Source organism: Pseudoduganella violaceinigra DSM 15887 (assembly GCF_000425385.1).
Classification (GTDB): domain Bacteria; phylum Pseudomonadota; class Gammaproteobacteria; order Burkholderiales; family Burkholderiaceae_D; genus Rugamonas; species Rugamonas violaceinigra.
On sequence record NZ_AUDI01000019.1, the window covers coordinates 74,108 to 86,944 of the forward strand.

11 protein-coding genes are annotated in these 12,837 nt (G+C 58.2%); 7 read left to right on the top strand and 4 right to left on the bottom strand.

Translation table 11 applies throughout. The annotated features are described in order from the left end of the window. Positions 1 to 54 precede the first annotated feature (54 nt). Together H597_RS0112525 and H597_RS0112530 are read left to right on the top strand one after the other, a co-directional pair. Positions 55 to 2,301, top strand: a complete 2,247-nt coding sequence (locus tag H597_RS0112525) for a carboxy terminal-processing peptidase (RefSeq protein ID WP_028102451.1) — start codon at positions 55 to 57, stop codon at positions 2,299 to 2,301. 295 nt (positions 2,302 to 2,596) lie between these two features. Further along, on the top strand, positions 2,597 to 4,753 hold the full coding sequence (locus tag H597_RS0112530) for an NHL repeat-containing protein (protein WP_035374092.1): 2,157 nt from the start codon (positions 2,597 to 2,599) through the stop codon (positions 4,751 to 4,753). A gap of 32 nt (positions 4,754 to 4,785) precedes the next feature. On the opposite strand, the gene H597_RS0112535 is transcribed toward H597_RS0112530, so the two are convergent. After that, positions 4,786 to 5,628 carry a GIN domain-containing protein gene (locus H597_RS0112535; protein ID WP_028102453.1) on the bottom strand — a complete coding sequence of 281 codons (843 nt, stop codon included), beginning with the start codon at positions 5,626 to 5,628 and terminating at the stop codon, positions 4,786 to 4,788. A 378-nt stretch (positions 5,629 to 6,006) separates the two neighbouring features. Here H597_RS0112535 and H597_RS30705 point away from each other — a divergent pair, with 378 nt between their 5' ends. Then, positions 6,007 to 6,999 (top strand): tyrosine-type recombinase/integrase, encoded by a 993-nt coding sequence (locus H597_RS30705; protein ID WP_035374094.1) that lies wholly within the window; start codon positions 6,007 to 6,009, stop codon positions 6,997 to 6,999. 1,358 nt (positions 7,000 to 8,357) lie between these two features. Here H597_RS30705 and H597_RS0112545 read toward each other — a convergent pair. Next, positions 8,358 to 9,230 carry a hypothetical protein gene (locus H597_RS0112545; RefSeq protein WP_028102454.1) on the bottom strand — a complete coding sequence of 291 codons (873 nt, stop codon included), beginning with the start codon at positions 9,228 to 9,230 and terminating at the stop codon, positions 8,358 to 8,360. Positions 9,231 to 9,685: 455 nt separating this feature from the next. On the opposite strand from H597_RS0112545, the gene H597_RS35485 reads away from it, so the two are divergent. The 4 genes from H597_RS35485 to H597_RS34100 all read left to right on the top strand — a co-directional run bounded on the left by H597_RS35485 (position 9,686) and on the right by H597_RS34100 (position 11,511). Then, a complete protein-coding gene (locus tag H597_RS35485) occupies positions 9,686 to 10,069 on the top strand; it encodes a hypothetical protein (protein WP_028102455.1) in 384 nt (127 codons plus the stop codon). 76 nt (positions 10,070 to 10,145) lie between these two features. Beyond that, positions 10,146 to 10,730 (top strand): recombinase family protein, encoded by a 585-nt coding sequence (locus H597_RS0112555; RefSeq protein WP_028102456.1) that lies wholly within the window; start codon positions 10,146 to 10,148, stop codon positions 10,728 to 10,730. A 235-nt stretch (positions 10,731 to 10,965) separates the two neighbouring features. Further along, the gene (locus H597_RS0112560) at positions 10,966 to 11,178 is read left to right on the top strand and encodes a CopG family transcriptional regulator (RefSeq protein WP_028102457.1); all 213 of its coding nucleotides are present in this window, start codon (positions 10,966 to 10,968) and stop codon (positions 11,176 to 11,178) included. Positions 11,179 to 11,193: 15 nt separating this feature from the next. Further along, complete coding sequence (locus H597_RS34100; protein ID WP_211232041.1) at positions 11,194 to 11,511, top strand: hypothetical protein; 318 nt, start codon at positions 11,194 to 11,196, stop codon at positions 11,509 to 11,511. A gap of 136 nt (positions 11,512 to 11,647) precedes the next feature. Here H597_RS34100 and H597_RS34815 read toward each other — a convergent pair whose 3' ends face one another. Beyond that, a complete protein-coding gene (locus H597_RS34815; protein WP_154668083.1) occupies positions 11,648 to 11,896 on the bottom strand; it encodes a hypothetical protein in 249 nt (82 codons plus the stop codon). Positions 11,897 to 12,072: 176 nt separating this feature from the next. Continuing rightward, complete coding sequence (locus tag H597_RS0112570; protein WP_028102458.1) at positions 12,073 to 12,720, bottom strand: hypothetical protein; 648 nt, start codon at positions 12,718 to 12,720, stop codon at positions 12,073 to 12,075. Positions 12,721 to 12,837 lie beyond the last annotated feature (117 nt).

Consider the following 12,837-nt stretch of genomic DNA (forward strand, 5'->3'; position numbering starts at 1 on the left):
GTAGAATGGAATGAGCAATATTCTTTTGGAATCACCAACGTTCGGAGCAAGCCGATGAAGAAGCACACCCTGTTGGCCACCATGTCCCTGGCACTGGTTACCGCGTATGCCAGCGCAACCCAGGCGGACAAGGCGACAGACGCACCCGTTAAGCCAGCAGCACAGCAGACGCAGGCCGCCCTGTGGGCTTCCCGCGTGCTGTCGCGCTATCATTACAAGGCTACGCCGCTGGACGATGCGATGTCGGAGAAAATCTTCGACCGCTATTTCAAGACGCTCGACAGCGAAAAGCTGTTTTTCACCCAGGCCGACGTGGATTCCTTCAACAAGGAGAAATCCCGCCTGGACGATGCGATCAATACAGAAAACCTGCAGACGCCTTTCTCCATTTATAACCTTTACCAGCAACGTTTCTCGGAGCGCATGGCTTATGCGCGCGAGCTGCTGAAGTCCAAGTTCGACTTCACCCAGGACGAGAGCTACCAGTTCGACCGCGAAAAGGCCGAGTGGGCGAAAACCGAAGCTGAAGTGAAAGACCTGTGGCGCAAGCGCGTGAAAAACGACTGGCTGCGCCTGAAGCTGGCCGGCAAGGAAGAGAAGGCGATCCGCGAAACGCTGGACAAGCGCTACGAGAACTATGTCACCCGCTCGCGCAAGCTGAATAGCGAAGACGTGTTCCAGACCTTCATGAACGCCTACGCCATGTCGATCGAACCGCATACCAACTACCTTGGTCCGCGCGCTTCCGAGAACTTCGACATCGCCATGCGCCTGTCGCTGGAAGGGATCGGCGCCGTGCTGCAAAACCGCGACGAATACACCGTGATCCGCGAGGTCGTGCCGGGCAGCCCGGCCGGTTTGTCCAACAAACTGAAGGTGGGCGACCGCATCATCGGCGTGGCCCAGGGCGATTCGGATAAATTCACGGACGTGCTGGGCTGGCGCATCGACGATGTGGTGCAGCAGGTGCGCGGCCCGAAAGATTCGACCGTGAAGTTGCAGATCCTGGGCGCCGACGCGGGCCCGGACGGCAAGCCCTTCGTGGTTTCGCTGGTGCGTAAGAAAATCAGCATGGAAGAACAGTCGGCCAAGAAATCCATCCTGGAAGTGAAGGATGGGGCGGTGAAACGCCGTATCGGCGTGGTCTCGCTGCCGACCTTCTACCAGGACTGGGATGCGCGCCGTAAAGGCGACAAGGACTACAAGAGCGCGACGCGCGACGTGGCCCGCCTGCTGGGAGAGCTGAAGAAAGAGAAGGTCGACAATGTGCTGATCGACCTGCGCAACAACGGCGGCGGTTCCCTGACAGAGGCGGTCGAGCTGACCGGCCTGTTCATCGATCGCGGTCCGGTGGTGCAGCAACGCAACGCCGAAGGCCGTGTCGAAGTGGAAGCGGACAATGTTCCGGGGCTGGCATGGGACGGTCCGGTCGGCGTGCTGATTAACCGCGGCTCGGCCTCGGCTTCCGAGATCTTTGCCGCCGCGATCCAGGATTACGGCCGTGGTCTGGTGATCGGTGAACCGAGCTTCGGCAAGGGCACCGTGCAGACCCTGGTCAACCTGGACCGCTTCGGGCAGAACGACAAGGCGCGTTATGGTGAGCTGAAGATGACGATTGCGCAGTTCTTCCGCATCAACGGCGGCACCACCCAGCTGCGCGGCGTGCTGCCGGACATCAAGCTGGCGGCCACCAGCGATGCCGATAGCTTCGGCGAGTCGAGCTACGACAACGCGCTGCCGTACACCCAGATCAAGCCTGCCGTGTACATCCCAGCCGGTGAGCTGAAAGAAATCGTGCCGATCCTGGATAAAAAGCACGAAGCGCGCATTGCCAAGGACAAGGACTACCAGTACCTGCTGGACGACATCAATTTCGTGAAGAAGCAGCGCAAGGAAAACCTGGTCTCGCTGAATGAAACGGTGCGCCGCAAGGAGCGCGACCAGCAGGAAGCCCGCGCCAAACTGCGCGAGCAGCGCCTGGCTGCCGGCCCGTCGCCGGACGACCCGATCCCGATGGCCGATCCGAAGGATGCGCTGAATAAGGCCATCGCGGCCAAACCGGCCAATCCGCGCGCGTCCCAGCGCCAGGCCGGCCAGGTGCGCGGCGCGATCCGTACCGACGATGGCCTGCAAGCGGATGAACGTTCGCTGTCGGCCGAGCTGGATGCGGAGAAGGCGGCCAAGAATGCCAAGGACGTACTGCTGAACGAAGCGGTGCACATCCTGGCCGACGAGGTGAGCGTACTGCGCACCGATACCCGCCTGGCCAGCCGCGTACTGCCCTATGTGAGCGACAAGTGATATTGCGAGCGGTTATATCTAGTATAACTACAATAAAGTAGACGGATATACCGCGCTGCAGCATAATTGCACCTGTCTCCTCTATTCTCCTCCAAGGAAATAGACTTCAACCCGCTCCCTGAGCGGGTTTTTTTTGCCCGGTGTATTGCTAATTTATTATTCTTGCTTGTGATGCCAAGCGGCGACGGGCTCCGAGAAAACCGGCGTTTGCGGCGCATTGGACCCGGGGTCGAAATGGTGCCGTTCTAATCGAGCCGGTGGAAGTACAATCCTGTCCGTGCCTACCTTGATCAAAATGACTGCTATCGGTGTTGCGGTGCTGGCGATTGCCGGCGCCAGCGGCTATTTCTACTTCTCTCCCGCTGCCCACAGTGTCGTGGAGCGCTTGCCGGTGCTGGTCAAGCGCGGCCCGGCTCCGACCGAGCGGGCCTGGCCTGCGCGCCTGGAGACCTTGCGCGATACCGGAATGGAAGACCCGTATGGGGTTGCCGTCGACGCCAAAGGCAATGTGTACTTCTCCGACGGCGGAGAGCAAAACACGGTGTCGGTGCTGGCGCTGGATGGCAGCGTACGCGTGGTGGCCGGCGGGACGGAGGGTTATCGCGACGGCGTAGGAGCCGCAGCCTCCTTCAACACGCCCTCCGGCATCGCGCTGGACAAGTTTGGCAGCCTGTACGTGGCCGACACCGGCAACCACGTCATCCGCAAGATTACTGCGGACGGCACCGTTACCACACTCGCCGGCAGCGGCGTTGCCGGATACGCCGACGGACAGGGCGCCCAGGCGCAGTTCAACGGCCCGGTCGGCGTGGCGGTCGGTTCGGACGGCTCGGTGTATGTCGCCGACACCTACAACGACAGGATTCGCCGCATCGCTGCCGATGGCAGCGTGACCACGCTGGCCGGTAGCGGGCAGCCCGGCTTTGTCGACGGCCTCGGCGCCGAGGCACAGTTCGACACGCCATGCGGCATCGCTGTCGGCAAGGACGGCATCTACATTGCCGACTCGCGCAATGATGCGGTGCGGCTGATCGGCGCGGACGGCGCTGTGGTGACGCTGGCTGTCGCGCCGGAACTGGAAAAGGAACCGCTGCTGCGCCGCCCGATGGCGCTGGCTGTCACGCATGACGGCTTCGTCTACATCGCCGTCGCCTCGCGTGGACGCCTGCTGCAATGGACGCCGGACGGCACGCTGGCCGGCTTGCCCGACGCCGCCCACCCCGCCGATCCGGCAACCGGGCTCGATGGCAATGTGCAGGTGTACGGGCCGCGCAGCGTGGCCCTGGCGCCGAACGGGACGCTGGTTCTCGCCGACGGTACGGCGCAGCGCCTGCACCGTGTCAGCCCGGCTTCCTCCCCGGTGCCGGCCAAGGCAGCTGCCGCGAGCCCGCTGATCGCCGCCGCGCACGCCACCGAACCTGATGCAACGGCCGCAACGGCCGTCCCGGATGGCGGCATGATGGCCCGGCGCAGCCAAGGCCCGATGCCCTGGCCTGTATTGCCGCAAAACCGCCCGCACGAAGTGGTCGGCCTGATGGGCGAAGTACGTGGAAGTTATGACGGCGACAGCCGCCACCACTTCCATGCCGGCCTGGACGTGCAAGCCGACGTTGGCAGTTCGGTGCATGTGGTCGAAAAGGCCAAAGTCAGCGACCCGCTTCCCAACTGGGCCTTTGGTTCGGTGGGCGAGGGGATCAACCTTGGCACCACCAGCTACATCCACATGAAGGTTGGGCGCGACCGGAAGAACCGTCCGCTCGACGAACGTTTCCAGCTCCTGCTGGACGCCAAGGGCAAGCCGGAGCGCGTACGTGTGCGCCGCGGCACGCGCTTCTACGTGGGCGAACAATTGGGCGTCGTAAACCAGATGGCGCACGTCCACCTCGACCTGTACGACCGTGGCCGGGTCGTCAACCCGCTGGCGCTGCCATTCCCCGGCCTGCGCGACACCATATTACCGACGATCCAGGGCATCGCCCTGTACGACGCCAACGACAAGCGCCTGCCCGGCAAGAAAGGCAAGCGCCTTGAAGTATCGCGCGAACTGGGCGAGGTCAATGTGGTGGTCGACGCCTTCGACCAGATGGACGGCAACCTGGCGCGCCGCCGACTCGGGCTATACGAATTGGGCTATCAGCTGCTGCAGACCGACGGCACGCCGCTGCCAGGCTACGAACAGCCGCGCATCATGCAAACCTACGACCAGCTGCCGAAGCAGCGGGAAGCGGTCAAAGTGGTGTACTCCGCCGACAGCGGCATTACCGTCTACGGCAGCAAGTCCACCCGCTTCACCTACTCGCTGCTAAGCCGCCTGTCGCATGGCGAAGTCACGCCCGGCCGCTGGAAGGTCAGCGAACTGGCGCCAGGCGACTACACCCTGCGCATCTATGCCGCCGACTACGCCGGCAACACGGCCGTCGCCGGCCGCGATCTCGCACTGACAATCAATTAGAAAGTCGTGGTCGGCTCTGGCCCCGACTTTTATTATTGAATCGACGTGTTGCGGCCGTAGATATTGCGCTGGACAGGGTTGCCGTTGACGGCGATACGGCCGGAGCCATTGGCGCGGGCTTCTACCTTTTGTAATACCCAGGCTTGTACTCCGCCGGAGCCGTTGCTGGTGATATTCGCTTCGTCGGCACGCAAGTCGCCCAACTGCACGCTGCCGGAACCTTGCAGCTGCACGTCCAGCATACGTACGATGCCGCGCGCGTAGATGCTGCCGGAACCCGTGGCCGAAACTCGCAGTGCGTCGCCGCGTACCGAGCCGATATTCACGCGTCCCGAACCCGTCCTATCCACCGTGGCCTCGCTGCTTTCCAGTCCATCCGCATACAGCTGGCCGGAGCCGGTATGGCGCACACCGAGCTTGCCGACATGCCCGTGCAATTCAATGTAGCCTGAGCCGGTCTGGGAAACTGTCAGCGGGCCGCCCGCCAGGCCTTGCACGTCGGCGCGCATCGGGCCCGAGGCATCAATGTTTTCCAGGCGCGGTGTGGTGTAGCGCACGCGGATTGGCTTGCTGCTTTCCAGGCGGTCGTCGGTCCAGACGCGCAGGGTGTCGCCTAGCACTTCGGTATGCACGCGCGGCACCAGATTGCCCTCACCCTCGATGGTCAGCGACGGTGCGCCGCCCACTCGCACGTCCACTTCCATCTCGATGCGGTGGCGGTTTTCGATGCGCAGGCCGCTGACGCTGGCGATGGAGCGCGTTTCAACGGTGGTCGATCCATTGCCCTTGACGTAGTCGCTGCTGTCGTTAACGACAATGACGCAACCAGCCAGGCTAAGAGAGATCAGGGCGGCGAGAGTAAGTTTGGTGCGCATTTGGCGTCCTTGTTCTGCGTGCTTGTTGGGATGTCGCCATCTTATCCATGCAGCGTCTTTACCCCAGCTGGAATGCGATGAACTGCAGAAATCAGGTATTGAAGTGTAAAAATTGATAAGATGAAAGTGTCGGCAAACGTCGGCCCGGCAGCGCGCCTGCTGAGCATAATCGAGTCAATACCCCTTATTGGCGCCGTGGATAGGCCATCTGCGGCGTTTCTTTTTTTAGCGTATTTTTCATCAATAAAATCAGTTACTTGGAATTTTGTGATTGATTTTTGATTAAGTCCGTGGGACACCTGTGGGACACTCTCTCGTAACAGGCAGCGCCGCCATGACGTAAACTATTCGCTTGAGTTCGCAACCAGGCGGGGAGTTATGGCAGTCATCGAAAAGCGCGCAGGCAGTGACGGTAAGGCTTCTTACCGCGTGAAAGTCCGGATTAAGGGCTTTGCGCCAGAGACAGCGACGTTCGAGCGCAAGACCGACGCGAAAGACTGGGCCACAAAGATCGAAGCTGACATGAAGGCTGGTCGACACTTCGGCCAGAGCAAGCGGCACACACTGAAGGATCTGATTGGCAAGTACGTCGACGGCCCGCTGCAAGCGCTCAAATCTAAGAAGTCTGTCGAGACACGGCTCAATTGGTGGATCGGACGCGATGGAGAGAAGCTGCTATCGGAGTTGACGCCAGATGTCGTCGCACAGGCGCGTGATGCGCTCTTGGCTACGCCCAAACAGCGAGGACAGGGCAAGCGCACACCCGCAGATGTGAATCGCACCTTGGCGGCGCTTTCGAGTGCCTGCCGATACGGCATCTTGGAACTAGGGTGGCTTGAACGGAACCCTGTTGACCGCGTATCGAAGGGCAAGGAGGGTAGGGGGCGGGTGCGTTTCTTAGACGAACAGGAGCGCGATGCATTCCTGAAAGCCTGCCGTGAATCGAAGAGTCGGCACCTCTACTTGGCCGTGGTACTTAGCCTGACAACCGGCGGGCGCGAGTCCGAGGTCATGGGATTGCGCTGGGCGCAGCTTGATCTGGTGCGCCGGACCGCGCTGCTTGGTGACACGAAGAACGGCGATGTCCGTGTGTTGCCACTGGCCGGCGAAGCGTTGGACCTGCTGAAGGCTCGCTCGAAGGTGAGGGCACTTGATGATGACCGCCTGTTCCCTCCGCGCGCCAAGAGCAAGGCGCCTTATGCTGAACTACGTGAGTCGTTCCGCAAGGCGCTCAAGACTGCCAACATCATCGACTTCCGTTGGCATGACCTTCGCCACACTGCTGCGAGCTACCTGGCAATGGCGGGCGTGTCGCCGCTCGAAATCAGCAAGATCCTGGGCCATCGCACGATGTCGATGGTCTCGCGGTAGCCAAAGTGCGAAAGCTGAGCAAAGGCCGGTGCCCCCTGGCTGATGCACTTTCCTGTCTGGCCACGCACTTTTCTCAGCGCGATAAAGCCGAACGATAATGCCGAACTCCGGTCGCCCGGCCTTGTCTCGCAAACCCTCCATCATTTCGTCGCCCCCCCAGGCTCGCTACTCCGACTACCGTTCCTTAACGGTGACACTACCGTAGCACTACGGTAGAACTCCAGAGTGAAACGGAACTAGTCCCGCTTCAGTGCCTGCGTCCCAAATCAGGGCACGCGTAACCCTTCCCGAAGGGTATCGAAAGGCTTTCGGTAAGCGTTGCTGCAAGTCTTCGGGGAAGGCTTTCGCTGTCCTGCCGTTGTCTATCGTGACATCGTAGAGACATCGAAGGGACTTCAGCAACCAAGGCCCAACCCAGGAAAACCCAGCCGGTTGGCGCTAGGATTCCGCCGTCGGGACGATTGGTTTCCGCCTGAATTCCAGCGGAAATAGCTGGCCGTGAAACGCATTTCCACGCTGTTTCGAAACGCAAAGGTAACGCCGCAATCGTTACTGGGAAAGTCCCTTCGAAGCCCCATCCAAGCCCCTCTCGGGGGCCTTCGAAGTTGGCGAGAACCCTCGCGAGCCCTCGCGAATGGGCCTTTGAGCATGCGTCCATCGCAATGCTGGAGATCGCGGGATTCGTGCTTGGCCTGAATTGCATCCTGGTGGGAGTATTGGTATGAATCGTATGCAGGCGGCCAGTCAGCGTTTGCGAACTGAACTCAGGACCCAAATCGCGCAACGAACCCGTTACCGCACCTGAGTTTGAAACCCAGTAAGCGCGTCAGGATTGTATCCAATCATAGTAAGTCCCGGGATATCTGTATGTGGCGACTCAACCAGTTCAGACGCAATGCGCCGTGCCGACGCCAAATTGACATGCCCTTTGACGTATGTGTCGATTGCTCTTCGAGTACCCCATCGTCGTGACAAAATCAGCGTGTCCGACTGAGCGTCATAAACGCTGAACTGAAATACCTCAACCGTATCTCCTTCAGTTAATATCGCAGGCATTTGGACTCCTTGAAGTTGGTAATTTGTTATTGCAATGGCTTTCTTAGAGTTCGCCTCATCTGTCATCGCCAACCAATACATCCAATTTAACTAGCCCAACGGACTAAAAAACCGTTGCGCTGGAGGTGGTGCCGGTTCGATTCCGGCCCGGGGCACCAGCGCAGTGCGAGGCGATATGACTCCAAGAAGCTGAAGGTGCTCAGGCGTGCAGGTTAGCTTAGAAAGCTTTTCGAGTATCAGATTCGCTCTTTGCTCCGTCGTATGTTTTGCATCGCACCTCCCGTTCATCGCGGCCAGTTGGCCTACTGTTTCATCTGATCGAGGACTTTTGCCGCGTTGGCATCGGCAGTCTCTCGCGCCGCGCGGCGTTCGTTCTCACGTGCGACCAGCTCCCTAACGTGCTCCGCTGACACCCGGTTAATGCTCGCAGTTTCGTTCTTCAGCGTAATCTCCACAAGCTCGTTGGGGTGCACATAGCGGTCGTAGCCACCTTTGCTCGTGCGGCCTAGCCACCCGGCGTCCTTGAGCCTTTGCGAGACATGCCCAATAGTGTTCTTGTTGACGATGCACGAAGCCGGCAGATCGTAGCCACCATTTTTCTCGCGATACTTCGCCGTGCATTTCAGGTCATAGTCAGAGATTGCGAACGTGAGTATGACATCGCGGTACGCGAGCTTCTCAGGAGGGAGCTGTCGCACGTCGCCATCGGGGCCAACCGGCGTCAGGTAGGCGTCTGCAAAGTAGTCGCCGCCGTCCATCTTCAGCGCGGCGCCAACCGCCTTGATGCCGAACAGGTCGGATGGTACGGCGCGCGAGCACTTGTACCCGTAATAGTCGGCTTTGCAATCGGTGAAGCCGGTTGCCTTCGCGTCAGCAATGCGACCAGGGACAGTGAAGCCTTGGAAAGACGCGGCCTTGAAGCGCCCCTTTTCGCCGGCACGCTCGGCATCTATGGTATTGGTTGGCCGAGTACTCGGTGCCGCTGCTGGCACAGTCTTCTCAACGGGGCCAAAGACCATCAGGCAGATGGAACCTACTGCAGCCGGAATGCCGTAGTACTTCGTGACCTTCTGCCGGGTGGCTGTCGGGCCGAGGAGCACCTTGGTGGGGAAAAGCTGGCCAACGGCCATCAAAAGCAGCAATGCAACGGTGCTAAGAACGACGAAAACGAGCATTTTAAGTAACTATTTTGTGAAAATTTCAATATACAGGAGTCAACAATCCTAGAAAAGCCCCGACGGGCGCAGACTCGTTCGGAAAGCATGTTATTTCCGGTTTTGGCCGATGCGTGGATTGGAGCAGGGGCTTGGCCAACTTGCATTCCGGCTCGATTCCAGTCGGGGGAATCGTACCGGCCTGTTACCATTGATTCAGACGAAGAATTTCTTGTAAACCCGCAAAGTTGTACTAGGCTGGAAGCGTCCCTAGAAAACGGGAACGGGTTTGGCGACCCGGAATACATACGGCGGACGACCGCCACCAGGCGGTATTTTTTTGTCCATGCACCATTCCTCCATGAGAGGCAGTGGTGGGGGCATCTTCGGATGCGCAGGTTGCCGTGTGTGCCTGTTCGCCAACCCTGCTATCTGCCTCTCCCCTCTTTTTGCGACGACGGGATACCAATGCGCTGATGGAGCGTCTCGGCGCAGGCAACCAAACGACTGAGCGGATTAACGCGGTTCGTGAGCACTCGTCCCGCATGGAGCGCGAGTTGCGCGAAAAGATCCTGCGCGAAACCACCAACAAGGAAAGTCACTTCGCCAGCAACGCGCTTCGTGAGCACGTGAGCCAGGGCGCCCGCGAACTTGGTGGCCCTGTGTCGGCCAATGCCGCCTACCGCGTCAACGAGCGCGGCCCTGAGCTGCTGAAGGTCGCGGACAAGGAATATCTCATGATGGGCAACCAACCAGGGAGCGTTAAATCAGCTAGTGAATCGGCGAATCGCGGACTTGGCCGGGTGCCGGAAAACGAACGATTTCCAACAGGCAGGAAAGGGAAAGTAAGTCTATGTTAGAAAAATATCCCTAGACATTTCTAACACATGAACTATTCTGACAGTGATTTCTAACAGTCTCTGTCGGGAGAACATCATGGCAACCTTTGCATACGGTCGGGTCAGCACCAGCGAGCAAAGCGCTGACAACCAACGCTTAGAGATCGAGAGCGCCGGCCACAAGGTTGATTACTGGTTCGCGGACACCATCAGTGGTAAGACCAGTGCAAGTCAGCGTCCGCAGTTTTCGAAGCTGCTCGACCAGATCCGTGACGGCGAAACGCTGGTGGTCGCCAAGCTGGATCGACTGGGCCGCGACGCCCAAGACGTCGGCGCCACCGTCAAACTCCTGGCGAGCCGCAAGATTGCTGTCATCGTTCTACAACTCGGCAAACTTGACCTCACCTCGCCAGCGGGTAAGTTGATGCTTACGATGCTGGCCGCCGTTGCGGAAATGGAGCGGGACTTGCTGGTAGAACGTACCCAGGCCGGGCTAACCAGAGCAAGAAGCGAAGGCAAGACGCTGGGGCGGCCCCTGAAGACAACCCCTGAACAGCGCGCGGATATCATCGCCAAATACACCGCCGGCGAAAGTATCAGCGCATTGGCTCGGCATTACAGCGTATCGCGGGCCAATATCCTCGGCGTGGTGACGCCCGCGAGAACATCGCTCCTTACTTAAGCTCAGCGCGATGCGCCCCGTCCAAGCGATACTGGGGAAAATGGGCCTGAGAACGACAAATTTACTGGTTGTCCATACAGTGTGTTGGCGGTTTTTGGGAAATTAGGGCAGTTCCCGTAAAGATTTCGTAAGATCCGACGTATATACTTACAACGTATGGCACTCGTATGGTTGCTATACATACTGAATCTGTTTAGACTGCCTCTAAGGCGCAACTTTATTGCCGGAGGGAATTATGGCTGTACGAAAAGTCACGTTTAACTTACCGCAGGAAATGATCGATTTCCTGCAAAAACAGGCGGAAGAGAATCACATCACCGTGACCGATGTGATTCGCCGTTCAATCAATTCCGAGCGCTTCTTTGTGGAGCAAGAGGCTGCCGGGCATAAGATCCTGATCGAGGACCAAGCGCAGAAGCAGCGTCAAGTTATGCGTATGAACCGATAGCATTGGGGGCTTACTTTGGAAGCAGCCAATGAAAAGCCAATTTCGGCGAGTAACGAACCACTAGACCTGTCGAATGAAATCCCCGTCGAGGGGGCGTCATACTCACCAGCGCCCTACAACCCCGCACCGCATGAGGATCGCGCAAGGCGCCACATCGCATACTTGCTGATCGGACTCCTGTGGGTCATCGTAGGGTCAATCTTCATCCTTGTCGCCTGCCATTCAGTAACGGTCGGAGACGTGAAGGAGTTTGCGGTGGTTTTAGGGCCTGTTGTGACGCTGGTATCAGCCGCAACTGGCTTCTATTACGGAACAAAGTCCAACAATAAGTAAATCGCGTCATTCGGCCCGCAGAGAGCGGGCTTTCTTTTTGCGCGCACATTACTCAACAGTAATTCGCGCGCACAATGTTCCGATCCGCGAGCGCACAGAAACGTTTTCGGAGTTCGGAGAGGATGCGGGATAACAATTAGGAATGGGATTTTGAAATGTGCTCTTCCATAGCCAAAACACCCAGGTCATGAGCATTGGTCGCGGCAGCCCGTTCGCTGTCATACGGATTCGCAACGGCTTTTTCGTCGACTACCACGGAGCCTTTGAGTAACTTGTAGGATCCTAACCATTTCCCTGGTTGTTTCGCTTCATAGGCTGCGTAAAGAATAGTGTAGTCACCTTCAAAAGTAGCCTTCTGGTAAGCGAGTTGTCGCGGGTAGCTCATGTTGCCTCCATAGAAAGTCGGAGGATAGCATGACCCGCGTTGCAACTTAAACGACGACCGGGCCTGCGAAATCCCCCACCCAATATCACCAGCATCGCGACGGTTACTGATTTACTAAGGTGGCGTCGCCGATCGACCGTTCTTGATGCGCTGAATGCGCGCCAATCAACTTGCTTTCAATTGATGTCTCGATCTTTAACGTCCATGTGCTTCGAAACAATTTCGAACAGTTCATCGACCTTATTGCAATGGATTAATATGTTTCGCTGTCGTACGTGAGGTGTCTCGTGGCTCATGGTTGGGTAGAGCGATCGAGACTTGAACTCGGGATCCTGATCGAGGTTATCAATTGCCTCGATCAAGAATCCACATTGAATTTTGATCTCCATAAAAGCGTTGATGGCTTCAGCGCTCCCTATTTCGTAAGCTGGCGCTGATTCCATACCGGTCAGGATACCGCGAATAAGATCGTGGTGGTAAAGACTGTATCGTGCGGCAAAGTCATATTCGGTCACGAAGACTTTGCGAACCAAATCGCTGCGACACTTAGCGGCGCGGCACAGCTCAAGGATGGCCTGGCGCTTGTGTTGCATCTCGATCCTTACAAGGTCAAGCGCATCCTTGCGAGCTTTCGCTGCTTGGCGTTCTCCGAGAATAAACGCCGAAAAGATCGCTATCACCGAGCCAATCGCTTGCGCCCAACCAGAATCGATGGTTGCCCAGGTAACGATTGTCACGGCTCCCCTTATCACCAGGAGCGTAAGGATAAAAATCACAAGGGCGAACAAACAAAATCCGAAAAAGTTCACGATTTTTTCGCGCATGTGCCTTTCCTGATTGATAAAAGAGGGATCGTAGCATGCAGCGCTCCAATCGCGATCTGAAGAATCGCCACCATCCAAAACCGTGGGACACTCATGGGACACTGTGGGACAAAAAAA

Coding starts and splice junctions, on each gene's coding strand:
- H597_RS34815 (WP_154668083.1), bottom strand. CDS start 11,896: ATGAGCTACCCGCGACAACTCGCTTACCAGAAGGCTACTTTTGAAGGT.
- H597_RS0112555 (WP_028102456.1), top strand. CDS start 10,146: ATGGCAACCTTTGCATACGGTCGGGTCAGCACCAGCGAGCAAAGCGCT.
- H597_RS30705 (WP_035374094.1), top strand. CDS start 6,007: ATGGCAGTCATCGAAAAGCGCGCAGGCAGTGACGGTAAGGCTTCTTAC.
- H597_RS0112570 (WP_028102458.1), bottom strand. CDS start 12,720: ATGCGCGAAAAAATCGTGAACTTTTTCGGATTTTGTTTGTTCGCCCTT.
- H597_RS0112560 (WP_028102457.1), top strand. CDS start 10,966: ATGGCTGTACGAAAAGTCACGTTTAACTTACCGCAGGAAATGATCGAT.
- H597_RS0112545 (WP_028102454.1), bottom strand. CDS start 9,230: ATGCTCGTTTTCGTCGTTCTTAGCACCGTTGCATTGCTGCTTTTGATG.
- H597_RS35485 (WP_028102455.1), top strand. CDS start 9,686: ATGGAGCGTCTCGGCGCAGGCAACCAAACGACTGAGCGGATTAACGCG.
- H597_RS0112525 (WP_028102451.1), top strand. CDS start 55: ATGAAGAAGCACACCCTGTTGGCCACCATGTCCCTGGCACTGGTTACC.
- H597_RS0112530 (WP_035374092.1), top strand. CDS start 2,597: ATGACTGCTATCGGTGTTGCGGTGCTGGCGATTGCCGGCGCCAGCGGC.
- H597_RS0112535 (WP_028102453.1), bottom strand. CDS start 5,628: ATGCGCACCAAACTTACTCTCGCCGCCCTGATCTCTCTTAGCCTGGCT.